Annotated in this window: 24 protein-coding genes; 13 read left to right on the top strand and 11 right to left on the bottom strand. The window is 66.0% G+C overall.

The features are described from left to right. Positions 1 to 2: 2 nt before the first annotated feature. The 6 genes from aroK to AB1Z25_RS19390 all read right to left on the bottom strand — a co-directional run bounded on the left by aroK (position 3) and on the right by AB1Z25_RS19390 (position 5,519). Positions 3 to 563, bottom strand: a complete 561-nt coding sequence (gene aroK, locus AB1Z25_RS19415) for a shikimate kinase AroK (protein WP_227105266.1) — start codon at positions 561 to 563, stop codon at positions 3 to 5. 69 nt (positions 564 to 632) lie between these two features. Then, a complete protein-coding gene (locus AB1Z25_RS19410) occupies positions 633 to 2,756 on the bottom strand; it encodes a type IV pilus secretin PilQ (protein ID WP_486635951.1) in 2,124 nt (707 codons plus the stop codon). Next, positions 2,753 to 3,271, bottom strand: coding sequence for a pilus assembly protein PilP (locus AB1Z25_RS19405; RefSeq protein WP_107800725.1), 519 nt, complete (start codon positions 3,269 to 3,271; stop codon positions 2,753 to 2,755). The genes AB1Z25_RS19410 and AB1Z25_RS19405 overlap by 4 nt, the downstream gene beginning before the upstream one ends. Positions 3,272 to 3,283: 12 nt before the next feature. After that, positions 3,284 to 3,898, bottom strand: a complete 615-nt coding sequence (locus AB1Z25_RS19400; protein ID WP_474454701.1) for a type IV pilus inner membrane component PilO — start codon at positions 3,896 to 3,898, stop codon at positions 3,284 to 3,286. Then, the gene (locus AB1Z25_RS19395; protein ID WP_107800723.1) at positions 3,895 to 4,482 is read right to left on the bottom strand and encodes a PilN domain-containing protein; all 588 of its coding nucleotides are present in this window, start codon (positions 4,480 to 4,482) and stop codon (positions 3,895 to 3,897) included. Before AB1Z25_RS19395 ends, AB1Z25_RS19400 begins: the two co-directional genes overlap by 4 nt. Then, positions 4,482 to 5,519 carry a pilus assembly protein PilM gene (locus tag AB1Z25_RS19390; protein WP_227105261.1) on the bottom strand — a complete coding sequence of 346 codons (1,038 nt, stop codon included), beginning with the start codon at positions 5,517 to 5,519 and terminating at the stop codon, positions 4,482 to 4,484. The genes AB1Z25_RS19395 and AB1Z25_RS19390 overlap by 1 nt, the downstream gene beginning before the upstream one ends. A 190-nt stretch (positions 5,520 to 5,709) precedes the next feature. Between AB1Z25_RS19390 and AB1Z25_RS19385 the strand changes: the two genes are divergently transcribed. After that, positions 5,710 to 8,073, top strand: coding sequence for a penicillin-binding protein 1A (locus AB1Z25_RS19385; RefSeq protein ID WP_107800721.1), 2,364 nt, complete (start codon positions 5,710 to 5,712; stop codon positions 8,071 to 8,073). A 206-nt stretch (positions 8,074 to 8,279) separates the two neighbouring features. On the opposite strand, the gene gdhA is transcribed toward AB1Z25_RS19385, so the two are convergent. Further along, a complete protein-coding gene (gene gdhA / locus AB1Z25_RS19380) occupies positions 8,280 to 9,620 on the bottom strand; it encodes an NADP-specific glutamate dehydrogenase (RefSeq protein WP_486635950.1) in 1,341 nt (446 codons plus the stop codon). A 396-nt stretch (positions 9,621 to 10,016) separates the two neighbouring features. Here gdhA and AB1Z25_RS19375 point away from each other — a divergent pair, with 396 nt between their 5' ends. Then, positions 10,017 to 10,373 (top strand): NADH-quinone oxidoreductase subunit A, encoded by a 357-nt coding sequence (locus tag AB1Z25_RS19375; RefSeq protein WP_019103334.1) that lies wholly within the window; start codon positions 10,017 to 10,019, stop codon positions 10,371 to 10,373. Positions 10,374 to 10,639: 266 nt separating this feature from the next. Here AB1Z25_RS19375 and AB1Z25_RS19370 read toward each other — a convergent pair whose 3' ends face one another. From AB1Z25_RS19370 to cobA, 4 genes are read right to left on the bottom strand one after another with little or no spacing between them, the layout of a single operon-like run. Then, positions 10,640 to 11,902 carry a hypothetical protein gene (locus AB1Z25_RS19370; RefSeq protein ID WP_486635949.1) on the bottom strand — a complete coding sequence of 421 codons (1,263 nt, stop codon included), beginning with the start codon at positions 11,900 to 11,902 and terminating at the stop codon, positions 10,640 to 10,642. Next, positions 11,899 to 12,111 (bottom strand): DUF2249 domain-containing protein, encoded by a 213-nt coding sequence (locus tag AB1Z25_RS19365; protein ID WP_486635948.1) that lies wholly within the window; start codon positions 12,109 to 12,111, stop codon positions 11,899 to 11,901. The genes AB1Z25_RS19370 and AB1Z25_RS19365 overlap by 4 nt, the downstream gene beginning before the upstream one ends. Continuing rightward, positions 12,108 to 12,536: a hemerythrin domain-containing protein gene (locus AB1Z25_RS19360; protein WP_048409437.1), complete on the bottom strand. Its 429-nt coding sequence runs from the start codon at positions 12,534 to 12,536 to the stop codon at positions 12,108 to 12,110. Before AB1Z25_RS19360 ends, AB1Z25_RS19365 begins: the two co-directional genes overlap by 4 nt. Next, complete coding sequence (gene cobA / locus AB1Z25_RS19355; RefSeq protein ID WP_486635947.1) at positions 12,533 to 13,429, bottom strand: uroporphyrinogen-III C-methyltransferase; 897 nt, start codon at positions 13,427 to 13,429, stop codon at positions 12,533 to 12,535. Before cobA ends, AB1Z25_RS19360 begins: the two co-directional genes overlap by 4 nt. A gap of 90 nt (positions 13,430 to 13,519) precedes the next feature. Between cobA and AB1Z25_RS19350 the strand changes: the two genes are divergently transcribed. From AB1Z25_RS19350 to AB1Z25_RS19300, 11 genes are all read left to right on the top strand, one after another. Beyond that, positions 13,520 to 14,011 carry a c-type cytochrome gene (locus AB1Z25_RS19350; protein WP_269473792.1) on the top strand — a complete coding sequence of 164 codons (492 nt, stop codon included), beginning with the start codon at positions 13,520 to 13,522 and terminating at the stop codon, positions 14,009 to 14,011. Between the two features lie 33 nt (positions 14,012 to 14,044). Beyond that, positions 14,045 to 15,472: a cbb3-type cytochrome c oxidase subunit I gene (locus AB1Z25_RS19345; RefSeq protein WP_227105255.1), complete on the top strand. Its 1,428-nt coding sequence runs from the start codon at positions 14,045 to 14,047 to the stop codon at positions 15,470 to 15,472. A 40-nt stretch (positions 15,473 to 15,512) separates the two neighbouring features. Beyond that, positions 15,513 to 16,088, top strand: a complete 576-nt coding sequence (locus AB1Z25_RS19340; protein WP_253314223.1) for a cytochrome c oxidase subunit 3 — start codon at positions 15,513 to 15,515, stop codon at positions 16,086 to 16,088. 65 nt (positions 16,089 to 16,153) lie between these two features. Beyond that, on the top strand, positions 16,154 to 16,408 hold the full coding sequence (locus tag AB1Z25_RS19335) for a cytochrome C oxidase subunit IV family protein (RefSeq protein ID WP_048414063.1): 255 nt from the start codon (positions 16,154 to 16,156) through the stop codon (positions 16,406 to 16,408). A gap of 10 nt (positions 16,409 to 16,418) precedes the next feature. After that, positions 16,419 to 17,222: a CbbQ/NirQ/NorQ/GpvN family protein gene (locus tag AB1Z25_RS19330; RefSeq protein ID WP_107800714.1), complete on the top strand. Its 804-nt coding sequence runs from the start codon at positions 16,419 to 16,421 to the stop codon at positions 17,220 to 17,222. A 5-nt stretch (positions 17,223 to 17,227) separates the two neighbouring features. Then, positions 17,228 to 19,057 carry a nitric oxide reductase activation protein NorD gene (locus AB1Z25_RS19325; protein ID WP_486635946.1) on the top strand — a complete coding sequence of 610 codons (1,830 nt, stop codon included), beginning with the start codon at positions 17,228 to 17,230 and terminating at the stop codon, positions 19,055 to 19,057. A 390-nt stretch (positions 19,058 to 19,447) separates the two neighbouring features. Further along, positions 19,448 to 19,660, top strand: a complete 213-nt coding sequence (locus AB1Z25_RS19320) for a DUF3079 domain-containing protein (RefSeq protein WP_107800712.1) — start codon at positions 19,448 to 19,450, stop codon at positions 19,658 to 19,660. 78 nt (positions 19,661 to 19,738) lie between these two features. Continuing rightward, the gene (locus AB1Z25_RS19315; protein WP_305883550.1) at positions 19,739 to 21,427 is read left to right on the top strand and encodes a nitrite reductase; all 1,689 of its coding nucleotides are present in this window, start codon (positions 19,739 to 19,741) and stop codon (positions 21,425 to 21,427) included. Between the two features lie 50 nt (positions 21,428 to 21,477). Further along, complete coding sequence (locus AB1Z25_RS19310; protein ID WP_227105249.1) at positions 21,478 to 21,786, top strand: c-type cytochrome; 309 nt, start codon at positions 21,478 to 21,480, stop codon at positions 21,784 to 21,786. After that, positions 21,768 to 22,103 carry a c-type cytochrome gene (locus AB1Z25_RS19305; protein WP_486635945.1) on the top strand — a complete coding sequence of 112 codons (336 nt, stop codon included), beginning with the start codon at positions 21,768 to 21,770 and terminating at the stop codon, positions 22,101 to 22,103. Before AB1Z25_RS19310 ends, AB1Z25_RS19305 begins: the two co-directional genes overlap by 19 nt. Next, a complete protein-coding gene (locus tag AB1Z25_RS19300; RefSeq protein ID WP_486635944.1) occupies positions 22,064 to 23,251 on the top strand; it encodes a cytochrome D1 domain-containing protein in 1,188 nt (395 codons plus the stop codon). The genes AB1Z25_RS19305 and AB1Z25_RS19300 overlap by 40 nt, the downstream gene beginning before the upstream one ends. Positions 23,252 to 23,253: the final 2 nt, after the last annotated feature.

The raw sequence follows: 23,253 nt of genomic DNA, 5'->3' as shown, positions 1-23,253 counted from the left end.
AATCAGCTTCCTTGTTCGGGGCGGTGTTTGGGGGGGAGGCCGGCCAATTGCTCCATCAGGCGGGCAACCAGCAGGCTGACATTCTGCTGCGTGGTGTCGACGACGATGTCGGCCACCTCGCGATATAAGGGGTCTCGCTCCTGGAACAGGCTTTCCAGCTTGGCCCTGGGGTCGGCGATCTGTAGCAGGGGACGGTTCTTGTCGTGCAGAGTGCGGGCCAGCAAATCGTCTATCGTGGCGCGCAGATAGATGACGGTGCCGTGCGCCGCCAGGCAGGCGCGGTTTTGCGGACGGATGATGGCGCCGCCGCCGGTGGCCAGCACGATGTTGTCCAGGCGGGCGAGGTCGGCGATGACCGAGGTTTCCCGGTCGCGGAAGCGCAACTCGCCTTCGATATCGAAGATGGTCGCGACGCGTACGCCGGTCCTGGCCTCGATCTCGTGGTCAGAGTCGTAAAAGGTTTTGTCGGTGCGCCGCGCCAAAGCTCGGCCTACCGTGGTCTTGCCCGCGCCCATCAAGCCGACCAGAAAAAAATTGCCTGCCGGTTTCTCCATGGCAGGCATTGTAGCCGAGCTTGGCCGCGCTGTCTTTCGGCGTTGCAGCAGCGCCGGGGGCGCTGCGCAGCCGGGGTTTTATTGATTATTGCCGCTCAGGTCTTCCACCACGCGCGGCGTGATGAAGACCAGCAACTCGGTGCGGTTATCGTACTTTTGCGAGCTGCGGAACAGCGCGCCCAAGATGGGAATGTCGCCGAGCAGCGGTACTTTGTTGACGACATCGCTGATTTGCTGCTGGTAGATGCCGCCTATCACCACCGTGCCGCCGTTCTCCACCAGTACCTGGGTGTTGACCTTCTTGGTGTCTAAGGCCGGGGTGCCGCCCACGCTTAAGGTGGGGCTGACGCTGTCCTTGTTCACCTTGATGTCCAGCATCACGTGATTGTCCGGCGTGATCTGCGGCTTGACGTTCAGGCTGAGCACCGCCTTCTTGAACGAGGTGGAGGTGGCGCCGCTGGACGAGGCTTCCTGGTAGGGAATCTCGGTGCCCTGCTCGATGGTGGCTTCCTGCCGGTCCGCGGTCATGATGCGCGGGCTGGAAATCACCCGGCCTTTGTTCTCGGTCTGCAGCGCCTGCAATTCCAGGCCGATGATGGCGGATTTGCCCACGCTATAGAGCGCGGTCAGCGAGCCTGCCGGGTTGGTGATCGGCAGATTGACGCCGGGGGAAATGACATAGGGTGCTTGAGTGGCATTACCCACGATGCCCAGGCGGCCATTGGCGTTGGTGATGGCGTTGGTCAAGCCGCCGCCGGAAATGATGCCGGTGCTGCCGACGCGGTCGAAAGACAGCTTGACGCCCAGGTTGCGGCTCCAGTTGTCGGTGGCCTCGACGATGCGCGCCTCGATCAGCACCTGTTTTACCGGCACGTCGGTCTTGCCGATGATGTCGCGGATCTTGTCTATGGTGCTGCCGGTGTCGTTGATGATCAGGGTATTGGTCTTGGGATCGATCAGCGCGCTGCCGCGCTCGGTCAGGATGCTTTCCTTCTTGCCCGTGGTGTTCGTGCCGTCCAGCACCTTCTTGAAGTCCTCCGCCGAGCGGTAGCGCAGCACGAAGGTTTCCGAGCGGACCGGCTCCAGCGTGGCCAGTTGCTGCCTGGCCTCCTGCACCTGCTTGTCGCGCGCCAGCAGTTCTTCGCGCGGCGCGATCTGGATGATGTTGCCGGCGCGGCGCTGGTCCAGGCCCTTGGTCTGCAGGATCAGGTCCAGCGCCTGGTCCCAGGGCACGTCTTTCAGGCGCAGCGTGATATTGCCGTTGACGGAATCGCTGGTGACGATGTTGAGGCCGGTGAATTCGGCGATCACCTGCAGGACGGTGCGCACTTCGATGTTCTGGAAGTTCAGCGACAGCTTGTCGCCCTTGTACTGCGGTTTCTGGTTGGCATCGGCGCTGGCCGCCGACTCCGGCGCCGGCCGGCGGATTTCAACGACCAGCTGCCCGTCGGTCTGGTAGGAGGAGAAGTCCCAGTCTCCCTGCGGCTGAATCTGGATGCGGCTGTTGCCGCCCTGGTTGCGGGCGTCGATCTTGGATACCGGGGTGCCGAAGTCGGCAACGTCCAGCCGGCGCTGGTTCTGCCTGTCCAGCTGAGTGCCCAGCACGTCCACCAGCAATTGCTTGCCTTCGCGGCGGATGTCGACCGGGGTGTTGGCGGACGGCAGTTTGATCTCCACCCGGCCTTCGCCGTTCTTGCCGCGGCGGAAGTCCAGCGCCAGCGGCTGGGCGCCGGCGATCTGGACCGGGCTTGGGCGCGCGGCGCTTTGCGCGCTGGCGGCGGGGCGCTCCACCGGCGTGGCGGCCTGGGCGGCGCTGCCGAGATTCGGGTTCAGCGTAACCCGCAGCGTGTTGCCGGACACGCTGCTGCTGTACAGCGCGTTGCGGCTCAGGCTCAGCACCAGCCGGGAGCGGCCGTTGGCCTCCACCGCCACCGCGGATTTGACCAGCGGGCCGCCGAAGTCCTGCTGCGGCTTGGCCAGCTTGACGCTGGCGCCGGCGAAGTCGAAGGCGATGCGCGGCGGGTTGGCGATGGCGAAGCTGTTGGGCTGGACGGCGGGGCCGTCAAAGCTGACCTGCAGCACCTGCTGGTCGCCGTCGCCGTTGGCCAGCTGGATCGCGGTGATCGCCGGACCGGCGTAGGCGAAACCGAACAGCAGGGACAGGCCCAGCCCCGACAACAGTTTGATGGAGTGCTTGCTCATTTGTTTTGCCCTTGTTCGTCCAGGTACATGCTGGTGTTGCGCTGCACCCATTCTCCGTTCAAATCTTCCACGGTCTCAGTCAACTGGATGTCCGTGTCGCCGACTTTCTTGATCTGGCCGAAATTGGGACCGACGAAATTGCCGGCCTGAACGCGGTAAATCGAGCCTTCGGGCGTGCGCACCAGGCCGTAGTTGGCGCCGCCGCGGCGGATGACGCCGACAATCTTCAACTTGTCCAGATCGTAGTTTTCCAGCGCCTCGCGCGGCCGTTTCATATCCGGTGCGTTCGCCAGGTTCTGATTCTTGGCCGCGGCGAGCTTCTGCGCATTGAAGGGGTCGAGCAGGTCGAAGGCCTGGTAGGCGAACGGCTGGTAGGACTGCGCCTGGGGCAGCGGTTCGATCTGGCCGCGCAGGCCCTGGGTGCTGGTTTGCATCCACTGGCGCAGATCGTCGGTGTCGCCGCTGCCGCAGGCGGCAAGCAGCAAGGGCAGTAAGCAAGCGAGAGTTCTTGTCATGGGCTGTGAGGCTCACTTATTGGGAGGGGCCGGCTGCGCGGTCCGCTCCTCGGGCTCCAGCGCGCGGAAAGTCTTGGCGGTGGCGTCCATGGTCAGGCGCGCGCCCTTGGCGTCCGGCGTCAGGCTGATGTCGGCTATGGTGACGATGCGGGACAGCTGCGCCACATCGCTGACGAAGGCTGCCAGGTCGTTATAGCTGCCGGTCAGGCGGATAGTGATCGGCACTTCCGCCATCTCGGCCGTCTTGATTTCCGGGTTGGGCCGGAACAGCTCGAACTGTAGCCCGCGTCCGATGCCGGCCTGGTTGATCTCGGTCAACAGCGTGTCCATGTTCGACTTGGTCGGCAGCTGCTTGAGCAGGGCGCCGAAGGAGGCGTCGATTTCCTTCAACTGCTGTTGCAGCGCGTCCAGGTTGACCGCCTGGCGCTTCTTGTCGACATAAGTCTGCTTGAGCTGCTCTTCCTGTTGCTTGGCGGCGTTGAGGCGGTCCAGTTCCTCGCTGAGCACGAAGAAATAACCGAGGCCGACGAAACAGGCGACCAGCAGCGCCAGCGCGATGGCCTGGCCTTGCAACGGCCAGTTGGTGATGTCCTTGGGGTCCAGCGTGCGCAATTCGTCCAGCGTCATGGCTTGGCTCCGGGTGAGGCGGGCTTGCCGGCTTTGGGCGGGGCGGCTTCGCGCAGGCTGCAGTTCAGGGTGAATTCGTTGGCGCGCTGGCCGTTGATGTTGGAGGCCTTCACTTCGACCAGCACCGGCGCGTCAAAGACGTTGGATTGGGCCAGGCTGCGCATATAGTTGGAGACCCGCGCGCCGGACAAGGCGTAGCCGGACAGCGTGAACTGGTTGCCGGCCTGCTTGAAGCTTCTCAGATAGACGCCGTCCGGGGTTTGGCGCACCAGTTGGTCGAAGACGTGGACGCCTTCGTTGCGGCCCTGTTCCAGCCGTTCCACCAGCTGTTTGCGCGACAGCAGATCGTCGCGCTGCTTCTTCAAGGTGCCGATATTCTTGATCTGGTTGTCCAGCTTGGCGATTTCACCCTGCAGGAAATCATTGCGCTGCTGCTGATGGGACAGGCGGCCGCCGATGATCAGATAGCTGAGCACCACCAGGGCCAGCGAGGCCACCAGCGTCAGGCCCAGCATCACCTGGAAGCGCAGCCGGTGCGCGGCTTTTTTCTGTTCGCGGTGGGGGAGGAGGTTGATGCGTATCATCAGTCGAACCTCCGCATGGCCAGGCCGCAGGCCACCAGCAAGGCCGGCGCGTCCATCAGCAATTCCTTGAGGCGGATGTGGCTGGACTGCACCATGGTGCTGAACGGATTGGCGATCATGGTGCTGATCTGGGTGCGGCCGGCCACCGCGTCGTCCAGGCCCGGCAGCATGCTGCAGCCGCCGGCCAGCAGGATGTAGTCGACACGCAGGTATTGCGACACGCTGACCGTGGTGTAGAAGAACTGCAGCGCGCGCTGTATCTCCTGGGCCAGAGAGTCGACGAAGGGATGCATCAGTTCGGATTCATAGCCGTCCGGCAGGCTCATCCCGCGTTTGCCGCTTTCCGCCTCTTCATAGCTGATGCCGTAGCGGCGCTGGATGTCGCGCGTCAGTTGCTGGCCGCCGAACACTTGTTCGCGATAATAGACTTGCTGGTTGTTGCGGATGACGTTGCAGTGGATGCGGGTGGCGCCGATGTCGAACAGGGCGAAGGTCTGGTTCATGCCCTGTTCCGGCAATTGCTGTTCGACCTGTTCGAAGGCCGTCATCATGGCGAAGGATTCGACGTCCACCACCTGGGCGCGCAGGCCGGCCATCTCTACCACAGCCACGCGCTCCTCCACCTTCTCTTTGCGGGCGGCGCAGAGCAGCACTTCCAGATCGTCGATGCTGGACGGCGCCGGGCCCAGCACCTGATGGTCCAGATTCACCTCTTCCAGCGGGAAGGGAATGCTCTGATTGGCTTCGGATTCGATCAATTCCGCCAGGTTGTCGGTCTGGCTGACCGGCACCAGCAGCTTCTTGTAAATCGCCATCGCCGTGGGGATGGCGATGGCGACGTGGCGGGTGGGGCTGCCCAGCCGTTTCCAGGCGCGGCGCAGGGTTTCCGCGATGCCCTCGATATCCACCAGATTGCCGTCGCTGATCGCGTCCTTGGGCAAGGCTTCGATCACATAGCGTTCGACCTGGCAGTTTTTCCCCGAGCGTGAAAGCTCCACCAGTTTGACGGCGGTGCTGCTGATATCCAGTCCCAACATTGGAACATTTTTAGCCTTAGCCAATCCAAGTTGTTCTAGCCAGGGAGGGGCGGCTTTGAGTTTGTCGATGAGCATCAGGTGCCTCGATTGGTCCTATGCGACAGTTTTTTGGCCTGTCGCTGCCATTGTTTGTCTTGCGTGCTTTCACAAGACGTTATAATCCGGTTTCCAGTGAAAGCCCATTGTAAATATGCTAAGACGAATCCTTGCAATACTTGCAGGTCTGTTTCTAGGTGGAGCCGTATTGGTTGCTGGCGCAGGTGCCATTGCAATCATCATAACCTACCCGCGCTTGCCGAGTCTTGATGTACTGACGGACTATCGTCCGAAAATTCCCCTTCGCGTATATTCCGCCGACAATCAACTGATAGGCGAATTCGGCGAAGAGCGTCGTTCCTTCTCCCGCATCCACGAAGTGCCGCAGCTGATGAAACAGGCGGTGATGGCGGCCGAAGACGAACGTTTCTACCAGCACAGCGGCGTCGATTACGTCGGCGTGGTGCGCGCCGCGGTCGGCAATCTGGTGTCCGGGCACGCCCGTTCCGGCGCCAGCACCATCACCATGCAGGTGGCCAAGAACTTCTTCCTGTCCAGCGAGAAAACCTTTACCCGCAAGTTCAATGAAGCGCTGCTGGCCTTCAAGATCGAACACACGCTGAGCAAGGACCAGATCCTGGAGCTGTACTTCAACCAGATCTATCTGGGCCAGCGCGCCTACGGCTTCTCCGCCGCGGCGCAGGCCTATTACGGCAAGCCGCTGGCGGATCTGTCCGTGGCGGAAATGGCGATGCTGGCCGGCCTGCCCAAGGCCCCGTCCGCCTACAACCCCATCGTCAATCCGGACCGCGCCCGTCTGCGTCAGCAATACGTGTTGCGCCGGATGCGCGAGCTTAATTTCATCACCCAGGAGCAATACGACGCCGCCTTGGCCGAGCCGATGAAGCTGGCCAGCCAGAGCGCCGACAGCAGCAGCCAGCCGGCGCAGTATGTGGCGGAAATGGTGCGCCAGGCGATGTATGAGCGCTATCGCGAATCGGCGTATACCGAAGGTTTCAAGGTCTACACCACCCTGGACAGCCGCCATCAGAAATGGGCGTACGACGCCTTGCGCGCCGGCCTGGTGGATTACGACCGCAAAATGGGCTATCGCGGCCCGGAAAGCACGGTGGAACTGTCCGGCGTCGAAGGCGAGCAGCAGACCGAAGCGCTGGACGACGCCATCAGCGAACTGCGCGACAGCGGCGACATGCTGCCGGCCATCGTGCTGTCCGCCAGTCCGTCGGAAGTGCGCGCCTATATGCGCGGCGGCAAGGTGGCGGTGATCAAGGGCAACGGCCTGGACTTCGCGCGCCGCGCGCTGGGCGGCAAGGTCAGCGCCGCGCAGCAGATCCGCCGCGGTTCGGTGATCCGCATCCGCGCGCATGAAAAAGGCTATTGGGAAATCGTGCAGATGCCGGAAGTGGAAGGCGCCTTCGTGTCCATGGACACCCGCAGCGGCGCGATCCGCGCCTTGGTGGGCGGTTTCGACTTCAACCGTCGCAGCTTCAACCATGTGACCCAGGCCTGGCGTCAGCCCGGTTCCACCTTCAAGCCCTTCATCTACTCCGCCGGCATCGAGCGCGGCCTGACGCCGTCTACGATGATCAACGACGCGCCGCTGTCGGTGGTGGGCGCGGACGGTCAGCGCTGGGAGCCCAAGAACGACAACGGCAAATTCGCCGGCATGATCACCATGCGCACCGGCCTGACCCAGTCCAAAAACCTGGTGTCGGTGCGGGTGCTGATGGCCACCGGCACCGATTACGCCCAGCAGTACATCCAGCGTTTCGGCTTCGCCGCCAAGCAGCATCCGGCCTATCTGACCATGGCGCTGGGCGCCGGCGCGGTGACGCCGCTGCAGATGGTGGAGGGCTACTCGGTGTTCGCCAACGGCGGTTACCGCAGCAAAGGCTATTTCATCGACCGCATCGAAGACCAGTCCGGACGCGTGCTGGCCAAGACCGTGCCCACCGTCGCTGGTCAGAACGCGCCGCAGGCGATAGACCCGCGCAACGCCTTCATCATGAGCTCCATGCTCAAGGACGTGGTGCGCTACGGCACCGGCTACCGTGCGATGAGCCTGGGCCGCACCGATCTGGCCGGCAAGACCGGCACCACCTCGGATTGGAAGGACGCCTGGTTCGTCGGCTACAACCCCAATCTGGTGGCCGCGGCCTGGGTGGGCTTCGATCAGCCGCGCTCGCTGGGCCGTTACGGCTACGGCGGCACCGCGGCGCTGCCGGTATGGATCAACTACATGGCCAACGCGCTCAAGGGCCAGCCGGAAGTGGACATGCCGGTGCCGGAAGGCCTCGTGGTCAAGGCCGGCGCCGGCCAGCGTGGCGGCGACGAGTACTACTACGAAGAGTTCCAGAAGACCAATCCGGAGCTGAAAGTGGACAACCACGGCGCGGTGCCGGGCGCAGGCGGCGACGCCAGCGGCGGCGCCAGCGAGACGCCGGACAAGCCGGCTGCTCAGGATGCGGTGGAGAACGTCAAAGACCAGCTGTTCTAAGAACGTGTTTACGATCTCGCGAGCTAAGGCGAGACAAGGCGAAAACGGCTGAGGAAGCGGAATGTACATGTGGTACATGAGCATTTCGAAGCAGTTTTCAACGCAGCATCGCTGACGCGCAGCAGATCGTAAACAGGTTCTAAAAACGTGTTCCATTCAGTGCTGCATAGCCCCGCCTTCCGGCGGGGCTTTTTCTTGGCGTCGGCTCAGATCACGCCTTGCGCCAGCATCGCCGCGGCCACCTTGCCGAAGGCCGCCACATTGGCGCCGCGGGCGTAGTCGACCGCACCGTCCGGCTGGCCGCCATGCCGCACGCAGGCCTCGTGAATCTCCTCCATGATCCGGCGCAGCCGGGCGTCCACCTCCTGAGCGCTCCAGGGCAGGTGGGTGGCGTTCTGGCTCATTTCCAGGCCGGACACCGCCACGCCGCCGGCGTTGGACGCCTTGCCGGGCGCGTACAGCGCGCCGGTCCGCTGGAAGCGCTGCGCCGCCTGGGCGGTGCAAGGCATATTGGCGCCTTCCGCCACGCAGCAGCAGCCGTTGGCCAGCAAGGACTCCGCGTCGTCGGCGTCCAGCTCGTTTTGCGTGGCGCAGGGCAGGGCGATGTCGCAGCGCAGACCCCATGGCCGCTGCCCAACGAGAAAGTCCAGGCCGTGGTCGGCGGCGAAGGCGGCCAGCCGGCCGCGGCGCTGATGCTTATGCTCGATCAAGGCCGCCAGCAAGTCCGGGCTCAGGCCGTCCGGCAGGCTGAGCGCGCCTTCCGAATCCGACAGGCTGACCACCCGGACGCCTAGCGCCAGCAGCTTTTCCGCCGCGTACAGCGCGACGTTGCCGGAGCCCGACAAGGCCGCGCGTTTGCCGGCCAGCGCCTGCCCGCGCGTGGCCAGCATGCGTTCGACGAAATACGCCAAGCCGTAGCCGGTGGCCTCCGGCCGCATCAGGCTGCCGCCGTAACTGGGGCCTTTGCCGGTGAAAACGCCGGAAAACTGATTGCTCAGCCGCTTGTGCTGCCCGAACAGATAGCCGATCTCGCGCGCGCCGACGCCGATGTCGCCGGCCGGCACATCGGTCTCGGCGCCGATGTGGCGGAACAGCTCGCTGGCGAAAGCCTGGCAAAAACGCATCACCTCGCCCTCGCTCTTGCCCTTGGGGTCGAAGTCCGCGCCGCCCTTGGCGCCGCCCAGCGGCAGGCCGGTCAAGGCGTTCTTGAAGGTTTGTTCGAAAGCCAGGAATTTCAGCGTGCCCAGCGTCACCGAGGGATGAAAGCGCAGACCGCCCTTGTACGGCCCCAGCGCGCTGTTCATCTGCACCCGGTAGCCGCGGTTGACCTGGACGCGGCCGTGATCGTCCACCCAGGACACGCGGAACAGAATGACGCGCTCCGGCTCCAGAAGCCGTTCCAGCAGGCCATGGTCGAAGTGGTGCGGATGGCGGCTGAGGAAATCGTCCAGGCTGTGCAGCACTTCCGCCGCCGCCTGATGGAATTCGAACTGTTCCGGGTCGCGCAGGCGGACCCGGTCCAATAAAGTTTGCAGAGCATGATGCATGGACAAGACCTTTGGTCTGGCGGGCCGCGCAGGCGTCGGCGGCCCTGTGTTGTCATGGGTCGGGTAAAGAGCGATCCGCAGCGCCGAAGCTTGATATGAGTTGTGAGCGAGGTGTCCGGCGAAGCGGCGGTATGTTTGCCTGGCCGCGGGTAGCGGGCAGGTTGCCGCATGGCGGCGAAGGCGGGAGCGTCCGATCGGAGGCGGGGCCGGGAGCCGCGCCGTTCGGGGTGGCCGGGCGGGCGGGAAAGGCCAGTGTAACCGATATCCGCGCAAGCGCCTCCCGCGCCTGGTCGTCATGACAGCCCGCTTTCCAACGGTATATTTCCCTCAAGGTGCAAACTTGGCGCTTGGCGGAGGTCTATCTCATTTTCCAAACCATCCGGAGGAGTAGGCCCCATGCTGCAGAATTACTTTCCCATCCTGTTATTCATCGTCGTCGGACTGCTGGTGGGCGTGGTGCCGCTGCTGATGGGCAAGTTGCTGGGGCCAAACCGGCCGGATCCGGAAAAGCTGTCGCCGTACGAGTGCGGCTTCGAGGCCTTCGAAGACGCGCGCATGCGCTTCGACGTCCGCTACTACCTGGTGGCCATCTTGTTCATCCTCTTCGATCTGGAAGTCGCTTTCATGATCCCCTGGGCGGTGACGCTGAAGGAGCTGGGCGGCTTCGGCCTGGGTGCGATGGCGGTGTTCCTGGGCGTGCTGGTCGTCGGCTTCATCTATGAATGGAAGAAGGGCGCTTTGCAGTGGGACTGACGATAGGCTGAGCCATCGCCCTCACCCGCGCCCGCGTTGCCGGCGCGGGTTTGTTTTTGGGGCGCGGCTCCGGAACCTGTTCAACGCCGTATCGCCGAAGCGCGGCAGACTTTGAACAGGCTCTCAGAGCTTGTTTACGATCTCGCGAGCTAAGGCGAGACAAGGCGAAAACGGCTGAGAAAGCGGAATGTACGCGTGGTACATGAGCATTTCGAAACTGTTTTCAACGCCGTATCGCCGACGCGCAGCAGATCGTAAACAGGTCTTCAGGCCAAGGCGCGCCGGCCGGCGAGATAGCGACGCAACAAGGCCGCCGCCAGCCCGGCCCAGTAAAGCCCCAGTCCCAGCGCGGCGGTGAACAGCGGCAGGCGATAGCCGCCGACGATCCAGGCCAGGCCGCAGCCGACCCAGACGCCGTGCAGGCCCAGCAGCCGGCGGTGGGAGGCCTCGCCCAGCAATTCATGGGTGGCCGGCAATTGCCGCCTGGGCAGGCCGCGCTGTTTCAGGTCCAGCCAGGCGAGGAAGGGCAGGATCTTGCCCTGCATGCTCAATACGGCCCCCAGGCCGAAGCCGCCCAGCCAGAGCCAGCCGGCCAGCATGGGCGGCGCTTCCGACAGCGGCAGCAGGCGCGCGGCGAGCGCGCAGGGCGCGGCCGCCGTCATCCAGATCAGGCTGGCCCGCCAGCCGCGGCGCAGGGGGTCGGCGCGGCGCTGGCTGCGCCGCAGCGCGTCCAATTGCCGCAGGCCCTGCCACAGCACGAACAGCGCCAAGGCGGCCAGCAGGCCGGAGACGACGGCGGGCGCGTCCCAGATCAGCGCGACGCCGCTCAGGCATAGCAGGCCGAACAACAACGTCTCCCGCGGCAGCCGCCCCGTCGCCGACGGCGGCGTGACCAGAAACATCGGGATCACCGTGCGCGCCACCGACAGCACTAGTAGCCACAGCCAACCCAGCGCCGCCCACAGCACATGGTTGTCCAGCAAGGGACCCAAGGGCAGCGCGACGCGGCCGCCCAGCAACAAGACCAGGGCCGCGCCAAGACAGGCGGCGACGGCCAGCGCGCCCAGCGCCAGCCGCAGGCCCCGGCTGCCGGCGTCCCGCGCCGGGCTGCGCAGCAAGCCGCGCAGGCCGAACAGCGCCGGCGTCAACAAGGCTGGCGTCAGCAGCGCGGCGCCCGCCTGCAGCCACAGCGGCGACAGGCCCAGCTGGAAACCGGCCACCAGAAGCGCGCAGCCGGCCTGCAAGGGCAGAAAACAAGCCAGCAGCAGCCGGTGCGGATGCGGAATCGGCACCCCCGCCGTCACCGCCAACAACTGCCACAGGGACCCCAGCATCGCATTGCCCAGCACGCCCAGCGCCAGCGCGTGGGTCAGCGCCAGCACCTCGGGCAGAAAGCGCGACGGCGCGCCGTCCGGCAGCGCCACCAACAAGGCCGCCGTCGCCAGCAGCCAGCAGGGCGCGGCCAGCATATGGGCCAGCGGCAGCCACAGCGGCGGGGCCTGTTGGTAGTCTAGCCAGGCCTGGCTCATAACCGACTCAGAATCAGCACGACGCCGCCGTCCCCCGACAGTTCAAAGCGATAACGCAGGCCGGCTTTTTCCAACATGGGCAGCAGCGGGGTGGGATGGTGGGGCAGCACCCAGGCGAGGCTGTCGCCGGGCCGCATCTGTTCGGCGGCGTCCAGAATGATTTCCATAGGTTCGGGCGGCGCCAGGTGACGCAGGTCTTGCGGGGTCATGGCTGCGCGCCTTCCGCAATCAACTCCGCCATTTCCGGCAGCGCTTGCGCGCACATGGGGTAGAGCACGTTTTCTTCCTTCATATTGTGTTGCTGCATCAGGATGAGCAGGGTGTCGTTCAGGCCCAGGAAAGCTTGCAGATGCTGCGCGGCCAGCGCCTCGTCCATGTCCTCCAGCAAATCCCGCATGTCCTGATGCTCCATGCGCATGATGCGGGTCGGCCCCATGCTGCTGCCGCTGGCGGCTTCGAAAGCCGGGAACAGCGCGTCTTCTTCAACGGCGAAATGCGCTTCCATCTCCCGGCGGAAAGCCTGGAAATGGCTCAGGGCCAAGGCCCAGTCCTGCGCGCGGGCCGCGGTTTCGCAATCGGCGAAGCGCGCGTCGCAGGCGCGGTGTTGCTCAACAAGGGTGTCGATGGCGCTCATGGCGTGTACTCGTGGGATGGAGCGCGCAGTATGGCCGCGGCGGCGGGGGCGGCAGAATGACCGGGATCAAGGAATCCCAAACCATGGCCCAGCGCCGCGCGCAGCGCCGCCAGCTCCTGATGCAGACGCACCACGCCGCCTATGATCAACAGCGCCGGCGCGCGCAGCCGGTATTGCTCCGCCAGCCGGCCCAGCTCGGACAAGCGGCCGCAGACGCAGCGCTCGCCCGGCATACAGGCCTGCTCGACGATGGCCACCGGCGTGTCCGGCGCGCGGCCGTGGCTCAGCAGCTGCTCGGCGATATGGGCGGCCTCGCCCAAGCCCATATAGACCACCACGGTTTCGTCCGGCCCGCTGTCCGCGGTCCAGGCCAGCGCCGACGCGCCTTCGCGGCGGTGGCCGGTGACGAAGCGGCAGCCCTGGGCGTAGTCGCGGTGGGTCAGCGGCAGCGCCAGGCTGGCCGCCGCGCCCAGCGCCGCGCTGACGCCCGGCACCGCCTCGCAGCGGATGCCGGCGGCCAGCAGCGCGCGCATCTCCTCGCCGCCGCGGCCGAACATGAAGGGATCGCCGCCCTTCAGCCGCGCCACGCGCAGGCCCTGGCGCGCCAGCGCGATCATCAACTGGTTGATTTCGGCCTGCGGCAAGGTGTGGCGGCTGGCGCGCTTGCCGACGCAGACGCGCCGGGCGCTGGGCGGCGCCAATTGCAGGATCTCGGCGTCTATCAGGTGGTCGTACAGCACCGCGTCAGCCTGGGCCAGGCGCTGCGCGGCGCGCACGGTGAGCAGATCGGCGCAGCCGGGGCCGGCGCCCAAGAGCGCGACGCTGCCGGGCGGAAAGGGCGGGGCGGCGGCGTTCAGTCCGGCGCGGGGAAGAGGGGTGACGGGGCGGATCATGGCGGCCTCCTTGCGGTTGGCGATGACGGATGGCGCCAGTGTAGGAAGGCGGACGGCCGGAAATCGTTGATTCGAATCAATGCTCCCGGGATGCCCGAATCCGTACAGTTCGGCCCGAGTACCGCGCCGGCGGTGCAAGCATTCGAGGAGGACATGATGAGCGCGAGCTTCACCAAATCGACCGCCCGCAATATTTTTTACGGCGGCTCGGTTTTCTTTTTTCTGTTGTTCCTGGGGCTGACCCTGGACACCACCCTGGCCCTGCCCAGCCATAACGCCAAGGCCCAGCTCACCGAGCAGGCGGTGCGCGGCAAGAAGATCTGGGAGACGCGCAGTTGCGGCGGCTGCCACACCTTGCTGGGCGAGGGTGCTTACTTTGGGCCGGAGCTGGGCAACGTCTACGTGCGCCGCGGCCCGGAATTCATCAAGGGCTGGATGCAGGCGATGCCGACCAACGCGCCGGGCCGCCGCCAGATGCCGCAGTTCCATCTGAACCCGGCCGAGCTGGACGACCTGGTGGCCTTCCTGAAGTACGCGTCGCAGATCAACACCAATAACTGGCCGCCCAATATCGAGGGCTGATCCCGTCCCATCCCTTTATCTTTGGAGAACACAATGAGCAACGCTACCGTGGCCACGCCGCCGCGCGGCGCGACCGCAGCCGTCGCGCAGGTGCGCTACCGCTCGCAGGCCGTGGCCAAACCCTATTTCATCGCCGCCATCGGCCTGTTCATCGGCCAGATCGTGTTTGGCCTGATCATCGGCCTGCAATACGTGATCGGCGATTTCCTGTTTCCCGCCGTGCCCTTCGGCACCGCCCGCATGGTGCACACCAACCTGCTGATCGTCTGGCTGCTGTTCGGCTTCATGGGCGCCGGCTATTACCTGATCCCGGAGGAGAGCGAGCGCGAACTGCACAGCCCGCGGCTGGCCATCATCACCTTCTGGGTGTTCCTGGTGGCCGGCGCGCTGACCATACTCGGCTACCTGGGCCTGCCCTACCATGAACTGGCCCGGCTCACCGGCAACGATCTGCTGCCCACCATGGGCCGCGGTTATCTGGAACAGCCGCTGATCACCAAGGTGGGCATCGTGCTGGTGGCGCTGTCCTTCCTCTACAACCTGTCCATGACCCTGCTGGCCGGCCGCAAGACCAGCATCAGCATCGTGATGATGCTGGGCCTGTGGGGCCTGGCCGTGTTCTTCCTGTTCTCCTTCGTCAACCCGGACAACCTGGTGCTGGACAAGTACTACTGGTGGTGGGTGGTGCACCTGTGGGTGGAAGGCGTGTGGGAACTGATCATGGGCGCGATGCTGGCCTTCGTGCTGGTGAAAGTGACCGGGGTGGACCGCGAGGTGATCGAGAAATGGCTGTACCTGATCATCGCCATGACGCTGATCACCGGCATCATCGGCACCGGCCACCATTATTTCTGGATAGGCGTGCCGGCCTACTGGCAGCTGTGGGGCTCCATCTTCTCCGCGCTGGAACCGGTGCCCTTCTTCATGATGACCCTGTTCGCCTTCAATATGGTCAAACGCCGCCGCCGCGAACACCCCAACCAGGCCGCCACCTTGTGGGCGCTGGGCACCGGGGTGATGTCCTTCCTCGGCGCCGGGGTGTGGGGCTTCATCGGCACGCTGTCGGTGGTCAACTACTACACCCACGGCACCCAGGTAACCGCCTCCCACGGCCACATGGCCTTCTACGGCGCTTACGTGATGGTGGTGCTGACCATGATCTCCTACACCATGCCGCTGCTGCGCGGGCGCGAGGCCAATTGCGCGCAGGCGCAGAAGGTGGAAAAAACCGCGTTCTGGGTGATGACCCTGTCCATCGTGGCCATCACTCTGTGCCTGACCGCCGCCGGCGCGGTCCAGGTGTGGTTGCAGCGCATGTCCGCCACGCCGCTGTCCTTCATGGAAACGCAGGAACGGATCATGCCCATCTACTGGGGGCGCTGGGTGTTCGGCATCAGCTTCTTCTGCGGGCTGGTGTTGTACGTGATCAGCTTCTTCGTCACCGGCAAGCGCGAGGATTGAGGGTGGCTCAAGCAAGGACGGCGACGCGGGAGGCCTTGGCATGGAGCTGAGCGCGCCGCCGGAGCGCCGCGTGCCGGGCGATCTGGCGATGTGGTGTTTCATCCTGGCCGAGCTGGCGGTGTTCGGCGTGTTCTTCCTGGCCTACGCCTGGGCCCGCCGGCAACAGCCGGCGTTGTTCGCGGCAGGGCAGGGCGAACTGGAGCTGGGCCTGCCCACGCTCAATACCCTGTTGCTGCTGGCCGGCAGCGCCGCCGTCCTGGCCGCGCTCAGCGCCTTCTCCGCCGACCGGCAGCGCGCCGGGCGGCGCTGGCTGGCGCTGACCCTGCTGGCCGGCGGCGGCTTTCTCGGTTTGAAAGGCTATGAGCTGGTGGGCAAGGCCTTGCAAGGGATTACCATGTCCAGCAACGACTTCTGGATGTTCTACCTGTCGTTGACGGTGTTTCACTTTCTGCATGTGGTGTTGGGCATGGTGATCGTGGCGGCGGTGTGGCGGCTGGCCCGCGACGGCCGTTACAAGCCGGGATCGATGGACGAGGTGGAAACCGCCGCCGCCTACTGGCATATGGTGGATTTGGTGTGGTTGCTGTTGTTCGCCCTGGTCTACGTGGCGAGATAGAACGCCCGCGCAAAGCCTTATTTCGCATCAAGGCGGCCGCCGCGCCGCATCGGCATCATGCCCGCATGACTCATCCCACTCCTCTTGCGCAAACCGGCCTGTGGCTGTTGTTGTCCGGGCTGACCCTGCTGGCCGCCTGGCTGGCCGAAGGCGGCCGGCCGCCGCATCTGGCGCTGATCGCGCTGGGCCTGGCCTGGCTCAAGGGCGTGTTGCTGGTGGAGCGCTATATGGGCTTGCGCGACGCGCCTCGCTGGCTGCGCGCGCTGGTGCAGGGCTGGCTGGCGCTGGTGTCGGCCGCGCTGCTGCTCAGCTTTATCTGAAGGAACGCCGATGAACGCGCCTGAACTCCTGACTATCCCCGTCCCCTTCTATCAGCCGCAAGGCGCCGAGTGCGAGCTGTTCGAAGCCGCCTGGCGCCAGCAACTGCCGGTGCTGATCAAGGGGCCCACCGGCTGCGGCAAGACCCGCTTCGTCGCCCATATGGCGGCGCGGCTCGGCCTGCCGTTGATCACCGTCTCCTGCCACGACGACCTGAGCGCCGCCGATCTGGTGGGCCGCCACCTGATCGCCGACGGCGCCACCGTGTGGTGCGACGGCCCGCTGACCCGCGCGGTGCGGATAGGCGGCATCTGCTATCTGGACGAAGTGGTGGAAGCGCGCAAAGACACCACCGTGGTGCTGCACCCGCTGACCGACGACCGCCGCATCCTGCCGGTGGAACGCACCGGCGAAGTGCTGCAAGCGCCGCCGGGCTTCATGCTGGTGGTGTCCTACAACCCCGGCTACCAACACGTGCTGAAAACGCTGAAGCCCAGCACCCGCCAGCGTTTTGTCGCCATGAGCTTCGATTTTCCGCCGCCGGAAGTGGAAATCGGCGTGCTGATGCTGGAAAGCGGGATAGGCGAAGCGCTGGCGCGCCAACTGGTGACGCTGGCCGGCCAGCTGCGGCGCTTGTCCGGTTACGACCTGGAAGAAGCCGCCAGCACGCGGCTGCTGGTGTACGCCGCCAAGTTGATCCAGGCCGGCTTGCCGCCCTGGCAAGCCTGCCGCACCGCGCTGGCGGAACCGCTGAGCGACGACGCCGACACCGTGGCGGCGCTGCTGGCGGTGATCCAGACCCAATTCCCCGGCTGAACGGCATGGAAGACATTGTCGGCGGCTGGTGGGACAAACTGGCGCGGCGCGCGGCGCGGCGCGGCTTTCCGGAATACGCGGCGGAGCTGGCGCAAGTGACGGCGCAAGCGCCGCTGTTCTTCCGCGCCATGGGCGGCGACCCGGCGCTGGCGCTGCGCACCACCGTGGGCACCGAGCACGGCGCGCGCCGCGGTTGGCTGCAACGGCTGGCCGGCACCGGCGCGCGGATGGAGCTGGCCTGGCGGGACAGCCAGGCGCTCTACCTGCCCGAACGCATCGACTGCTTTCCCAGCGCGGCCCTCAACCGCGACTGTTACTTCTGGCTGCTGGCCCAGGCCGCCTACGCCGCCGACAGCGACGGAGACTGGCTGAGCCGCAACCGCCTGGCCGCGGCGCGCGTCTTGGCGGACATGCCGGGCCTGGCCGCCGTTTACCGCCGGCTGGCGGAGGCCGCGCTGGCGCAGCGGCCGAAGCCCTCCGGCCTGCCGCCGGCGGAAGCCGCGGTGGAGCGCGCGATCCAGGCGGCGCTGAGCCGGCCGGAGCAGGCGGTGACGCTGCCGCCGTTGAGCCGGCCGCCGCAGCCGGTGCCGCTGTGGTTGCACCCGGAACCGCCGCTGACGGAGGCCGAAGGGCAGGGCAGCCGCCACGCCGACGGCGAACGCGGCGGCGGCAAGGACGCCCAGCGCCAGCGCCGCCGCTATCGTGCCCGGCGCATGGAACAGGACCAGCGCAAGAACGGCATGCTGATGGTGTTCCGCGCCGAAAGCCTGTTCACCTGGGACGAATACGTCAAAGTCAACCGCCACAACGACGACGACGACGACGGCAACGGCGAAATCGCCGCCGAAGACATGAACCGGCTGACCCTGGGCCAGGACGCCCATACCCGCGGCAGCCGGCTGCGTTTCGATCTGGACCTGCCGGCCGCCGCCTACGACGACACTCCGCTGGGACCGGGCATCAAGCTGCCGGAATGGCACTGGAAGCGGCAATGCCTGGTGGAGGACCACTGCCTATTGCGGCCGATGCTGCCGCGCGACGCCGCGCCGGCCCCGTTGCCGGAACGCTTGCAGCCGCTGGCGCGCCGGCTGCGGCGGCAATTCCAGGCGCTGGCGCCGGAACGCCGCCGGCGCAGCGGCGAAACCGCCGGGCCGGACATCGACCTGGACCGGCTGATCCGCTTCCTCGCGGAACGGCGCGGCGGCGCGGCGCTGAGCGAACCGGCGCTGTACCAGGACTGGCCGCCGGGCGAACGCAGCCTGGCCTGCCTGACCCTGGCCGACCTGTCGCTGTCCACCGAAAGCTGGCTGGGCGAAACCGGCCGGGTGATCGACGTGATCCGCGACAGCCTGCTGCTGTTCGCCGAGGCTTTGAGCGCCAGCGGCGACGACTTCGGCCTGTACGGCTTTTCCTCGCTGCGGCGGCAGGAAGTGCGCTTGCAGATCCTCAAAGACTTTGCCGACCGTTACGACGACGCCGCCCGCGGCCGCATCCTCGCCATCCGGCCCGGCTACTACACCCGCATGGGCGCGGCCATCCGCCAGTGCACCCGCATCCTGAGCGAGCGGCCGGCGCAGCGCCGTTTGTTGTTGCTGATCTCGGACGGTAAGCCCAACGATCTGGACCACTACGAAGGCCGCTACGGCATAGAAGACACGCGCCAGGCGGTGCTGGAAGCCCGCCGCGCCGGCCTGACCCCGTTCTGCGTGACCATAGACAGGGAGGCGGGCGACTACCTGCCGCATTTATTCGGCCGCAATGGTTATGCGCTGGTGAGGCAGGCGGAGAGGTTGCCGCAGGCGTTGACCAGGCTGTATGCCAGTCTGACGTCGTGAGATTGGGGCGAATCAACTTTTTGTATCCGCTGCGCGGATGATGATTTTGATTGCCGGGGCTGCCCGGCGGGCAGGAAGGGGAATTTGCGCGGCCAAATTCCCCTATCACTGAGCGAATCAAAGATTCGCACGTAGTCCCCCAAAGGCTGCCCTGCAAGCCTGGCCTACGGCTTCCCGCCGGGTCCCGTCAGGCCCGAGGCGCGGCTGAACTCGCAGCGCGCTAACGTCGCGCTGCTCGAACAGGCAGCCGCTTAAAACCTCGGGCCTGCCACCCGACGGCAGGCTTGAAGGGAGCGGGGGTAGCGTCGCATACCGGCTTGCTTCGTTGATGACACGCAAAGTCCTAAAAGTGGCGAACTGGCATAGTTGAACAAGTAATCAAGGAGTTCCATGGCCAAAAAATTCCCGCTGCACCCCGCCCACCCCGAACGCATCTGCTGGGGCTGCGACCTCTATTGCCCCGCCCACTCCCTGCAATGCGGCAACGGCTCCAGCCGCACCCAACATCCGGCGGAAGTGCTGGGCGACGACTGGTATCAATACGGCGACTGGGGCCTGGAGGATTCCCCGGTCACAGGACAGGACGGCTCCGGCAAGCGTTGATTCGAATCAAGGCTGTCCATATGCGTCCGGGATGATCATGCTCGCAAAAGGGTTATTCCTAACGCTGGAGCGCATGCCATGAAGTTTAAGTCTCCGAAGCAGTCCCTGTTCACCAAGAGCGTCTTGCTCGCCCTGTTGCCGCTGGCCGCGGCCCCCGTCTGGGCGGACACCGCCGCCCCGCCCGCCGGCGAGGCGATGCACCAGAACGCCAACGCCAAAGCCCCGCCGATGACCGAGGCGGAATTCACCCGCGGCAAGCAAATCTACTTCGAACGCTGCGCCGGCTGTCACGGCGTGCTGCGCAAAGGCGCCACCGGCAAGGCGCTGACGCCGGACATCACCCTGGCGCGCGGCACTGAATACCTGAAAACCTTCATCAAATACGGCTCCCCGGCCGGCATGCCCAACTGGGGCACCTCCGGCGAATTCAACGATCAGCAAGTGGACCTGATGGCGCGCTACGTGCAGCAAGAGCCGCCCACCCCGCCGGAGTTCGGCATGCAGGACATGCTGGCCACCTGGAAAGTGCAAGTGCCGGTGGACAAGCGTCCGCGGCGCAAGGAGAACCAGCTGGACATCTCCAACCTGTTCTCCGTCACCCTGCGCGACGCCGGCGAAATCGCGCTGATCGACGGCCACAGCAAACAGATCGTCAGCGTGATCAAGACCGGCTACGCCGTGCACATCTCCCGGCTGTCCAAATCCGGCCGCTACCTGTACGTGATCGGCCGCGACGGCAAGATCAATCTGGTGGACCTGTGGATGGCCAAGCCGGACAGCGTGGCGGAAATCCGCATCGGCCTGGAAGCGCGCTCGGTGGAAACCTCCAAATACCGCGGCTACGACGACAAGCTGGCCGTGGCCGGCGCTTACTGGCCGCCGCAATACGTGATCATGGACGGGGCCAGCCTCAAGCCGCTGAAAATCGTCGGCACCCGCGGCATGACGGTGGACAACGAATACCACCCGGAACCGCGCGTGGCCTCCATCGTGGCCAGCCATTACAAACCGGAATTCGTGGTCAACGCCAAGGAAACCGGCAAGATCATGATGGTGGACTACTCGGACCTGGCCAACCTCAAGACCACCACCATAGACGCCGCCAAATTCCTGCACGACGGCGGCTTCGACGCCAGCGGCCGCTACTTCATGGTGGCCGCCAACGCCTCCAATAAAGTGGCGGTGGTGGACACCAAGCTGGACAAGCTGGCGGCGCTGGTGGACGTGGGCAAAACCCCGCACCCCGGCCGCGGCGCCAACTTCACCGATCCGCAATACGGGCCGGTCTGGGCCACCAGCCACCTGGGCGACGACAGCATCAGCCTGGTGGGCACCGATCCGGAAAAACACAAGGCCCAGGCCTGGAAAGTGGTGCGCACGCTCAAAGGGCAGGGCGGCGGCTCGCTCTTCATCAAGACCCATCCGCAATCCGCCAATCTGTGGGTGGACACCGTGTTCAACCCGGACGCCAAGCTCAGCCAGAGCGTGGCGGTGTTCGACATCAAGCACCTGGACAAGGGCTTCTCCATGCTGCCGATAGGCGAATGGTCCGGCCTGAGCGACGGCGCCAAACGCGTGTTGCAGCCGGAATTCAACAAGGCCGGCGACGAAGTCTGGTTCTCGGTGTGGAGCGCCAAGGACAAGCAATCCGCCATCGTGGTGGTGGACGACAAAACCCGCAAGCTCAAGGCCGTGATCAAGGACCCGCGCCTGGTCACCCCCACCGGCAAATTCAACGTCTACAACACCCAGCACGACATCTACTGACCCCGCCAGCACGCCTGCCGGGCCAGCCCCGGCGGGCGGAGGAGAACGCAATGAAAACAAGCCTGATCCTGGCCTGCGCCGCCCTGGCGCTGCACGCGCTGCCGGCCGCGGCCGCCGCGCCGGAAGCGCTGCTCAAGCAGCACAACTGCCTGGCCTGCCATGCGCTGGACGCCAAGCTGGTGGGGCCGTCCTACCAGCAGGTGGCCGCCAAGTACAAGGGGCAGGACGCCGCCCTCAAGCTGATGGACAAGGTGAAAAAGGGCGGCTCCGGCAGCTTCGGCCCGGTGCCGATGTCGCCCAACCCGCAAGTGCCGGACGCCGAACTCAAGGCCATGGTGCAATGGATCCTGAACCGCTGATCCGCGGCGCGGCGGCGGCCTTGCTGCTGCTCTGCGGCGCCGTCGCCGCCGCGCCGGCGGCCCCCGCGCCGGAGCGGGCGGCCCAGCTGCGCCACCTGGCGCGCCAGGACTGCGGCGCCTGCCACGGCCTGAGCCTGCGCGGCGGCCTGGGCAGCCCGCTGACGCCGGAGGCGCTCAAGGACAAACCGGACGCCGGCCTGGCCGCCGTGATCCTGGCCGGCCGGCCCGGCACCCCGATGCCGCCTTGGCGGCCTTTTCTGACGGAAGAAGAAGCGATATGGCTGGTTTACTGGTTAAAGCAGGGCGCGCCGCCCTGATCCCGGCCTTGGCCGCGCTGCTGGGCGGCTGCGCCGCGCCGCGCGGCACCGGCGACTTGGGCGTGGTGATAGAACGCGCCAGCGGCAGCGTGCAAGTGGTGGACAACACCCGCGCGGAAAGCCTGGGCCGGGTGGAAGGGCTGGGCGATCTGTCCCACGCCTCGGTGGTGTTCTCGCGCGACGCGCGTTACGCCTACGTGTTTGGCCGCGACGGCGCCATCAGCAAGGTGGACCTGCTGCGCCGGCGGCTGGAACGGCGCGTGGTGCAGGCCGGCAACAGCATAGGCGGCGCCATCTCCTCGGACGGCCGCGTGCTGGCCGCGCAAAACTACCAGCCGGGCGGCGTACGCCTGTTCGACGCCGCCACGCTGGCGCCGCTGGCCTCGGTGCCCGCCGCGCCGGGCGCGGACGGCAAACCCTCGCGCGTGGTGGGCCTGGCGGACCTGCCGGGCCGGCGCTTTGTTTACGCGCTGTTCGACGCCGACGAAATCAATGTGCTGGACGCCGCGGACCCGGCCCAGCCGAAACTGACCCGCTACCGCGACGCCGGCAAGTGCCCCTACGACGGCCTGGCCAGCATGGACGGCCGCTACTTCGTGGCCGGGCTCTACGGCGAAGACGGCCTGTCCCTGCTGGACACCTGGCGGCCGGAACAAGGCGTGCGCCGCATCCTGGCCGGCTACGGCCGCGGCCAGCAGCCGCTGCCGGTGTACAAGATGCCGCATCTGCGCGGCTGGGCGCTGGCCGGCGATTACGCCTTCCTGCCCGCCATCGGCCGCCACGAAGTGCTGCTGGCGGACAACCGCAGCTGGGCGCAACAGGCCGCCGTCCCGGTGCTGGGTCAGCCGGTGTTCGTGATGGCGGAACCGTCCGGCCGGCGGGTCTGGGTCAACTTCGCCTTCCCGGACAACGACAAGGTGCAAGTCATCGACGTGCCCACGCGCAGCGTGATCGCCACCCTGAAGCCGGGCAAGGCCATCCTGCACATGGAGTTCACCCCGCGCGGCGACGCGGTGTGGCTGTCCAGCCGCGACGACGACAAGCTGGTGGTGGTGGACACCGCCAGCCTCAAAGTGCTGCGCGAACTGCCGGCGCAGAGCCCGTCCGGCATCTTCTTCAGCTGGCGCGCCAGCCGCATCGGGATGTAGCC

This window comes from Chromobacterium sp. HL1 (assembly GCF_057418835.1).
Note: the sequence above shows the minus strand (reverse complement) of the source record. Positions and strands in the feature narration are given on the sequence as shown.

What these genes read in the sequence shown, in the direction of transcription:
- AB1Z25_RS19325 (WP_486635946.1), top strand. Translation starts at nt 17,228, where the DNA reads ATGGAAGACATTGTCGGCGGCTGGTGGGACAAACTGGCGCGGCGCGCG.
- AB1Z25_RS19320 (WP_107800712.1), top strand. Translation starts at nt 19,448, where the DNA reads ATGGCCAAAAAATTCCCGCTGCACCCCGCCCACCCCGAACGCATCTGC.
- AB1Z25_RS19360 (WP_048409437.1), bottom strand. Translation starts at nt 12,536, where the DNA reads ATGAGCGCCATCGACACCCTTGTTGAGCAACACCGCGCCTGCGACGCG.
- AB1Z25_RS19385 (WP_107800721.1), top strand. Translation starts at nt 5,710, where the DNA reads ATGCTAAGACGAATCCTTGCAATACTTGCAGGTCTGTTTCTAGGTGGA.
- AB1Z25_RS19330 (WP_107800714.1), top strand. Translation starts at nt 16,419, where the DNA reads ATGAACGCGCCTGAACTCCTGACTATCCCCGTCCCCTTCTATCAGCCG.
- gdhA (WP_486635950.1), bottom strand. Translation starts at nt 9,620, where the DNA reads ATGCATCATGCTCTGCAAACTTTATTGGACCGGGTCCGCCTGCGCGAC.
- aroK (WP_227105266.1), bottom strand. Translation starts at nt 563, where the DNA reads ATGCCTGCCATGGAGAAACCGGCAGGCAATTTTTTTCTGGTCGGCTTG.
- AB1Z25_RS19300 (WP_486635944.1), top strand. Translation starts at nt 22,064, where the DNA reads ATGGCTGGTTTACTGGTTAAAGCAGGGCGCGCCGCCCTGATCCCGGCC.
- AB1Z25_RS19405 (WP_107800725.1), bottom strand. Translation starts at nt 3,271, where the DNA reads ATGACAAGAACTCTCGCTTGCTTACTGCCCTTGCTGCTTGCCGCCTGC.
- AB1Z25_RS19410 (WP_486635951.1), bottom strand. Translation starts at nt 2,756, where the DNA reads ATGAGCAAGCACTCCATCAAACTGTTGTCGGGGCTGGGCCTGTCCCTG.
- AB1Z25_RS19340 (WP_253314223.1), top strand. Translation starts at nt 15,513, where the DNA reads ATGGAGCTGAGCGCGCCGCCGGAGCGCCGCGTGCCGGGCGATCTGGCG.
- AB1Z25_RS19395 (WP_107800723.1), bottom strand. Translation starts at nt 4,482, where the DNA reads ATGATACGCATCAACCTCCTCCCCCACCGCGAACAGAAAAAAGCCGCG.
- AB1Z25_RS19345 (WP_227105255.1), top strand. Translation starts at nt 14,045, where the DNA reads ATGAGCAACGCTACCGTGGCCACGCCGCCGCGCGGCGCGACCGCAGCC.
- cobA (WP_486635947.1), bottom strand. Translation starts at nt 13,429, where the DNA reads ATGATCCGCCCCGTCACCCCTCTTCCCCGCGCCGGACTGAACGCCGCC.
- AB1Z25_RS19315 (WP_305883550.1), top strand. Translation starts at nt 19,739, where the DNA reads ATGAAGTTTAAGTCTCCGAAGCAGTCCCTGTTCACCAAGAGCGTCTTG.
- AB1Z25_RS19370 (WP_486635949.1), bottom strand. Translation starts at nt 11,902, where the DNA reads ATGAGCCAGGCCTGGCTAGACTACCAACAGGCCCCGCCGCTGTGGCTG.
- AB1Z25_RS19365 (WP_486635948.1), bottom strand. Translation starts at nt 12,111, where the DNA reads ATGACCCCGCAAGACCTGCGTCACCTGGCGCCGCCCGAACCTATGGAA.
- AB1Z25_RS19400 (WP_474454701.1), bottom strand. Translation starts at nt 3,898, where the DNA reads ATGACGCTGGACGAATTGCGCACGCTGGACCCCAAGGACATCACCAAC.
- AB1Z25_RS19335 (WP_048414063.1), top strand. Translation starts at nt 16,154, where the DNA reads ATGACTCATCCCACTCCTCTTGCGCAAACCGGCCTGTGGCTGTTGTTG.
- AB1Z25_RS19305 (WP_486635945.1), top strand. Translation starts at nt 21,768, where the DNA reads ATGGATCCTGAACCGCTGATCCGCGGCGCGGCGGCGGCCTTGCTGCTG.
- AB1Z25_RS19390 (WP_227105261.1), bottom strand. Translation starts at nt 5,519, where the DNA reads ATGTTGGGACTGGATATCAGCAGCACCGCCGTCAAACTGGTGGAGCTT.
- AB1Z25_RS19310 (WP_227105249.1), top strand. Translation starts at nt 21,478, where the DNA reads ATGAAAACAAGCCTGATCCTGGCCTGCGCCGCCCTGGCGCTGCACGCG.
- AB1Z25_RS19375 (WP_019103334.1), top strand. Translation starts at nt 10,017, where the DNA reads ATGCTGCAGAATTACTTTCCCATCCTGTTATTCATCGTCGTCGGACTG.
- AB1Z25_RS19350 (WP_269473792.1), top strand. Translation starts at nt 13,520, where the DNA reads ATGCCCGAATCCGTACAGTTCGGCCCGAGTACCGCGCCGGCGGTGCAA.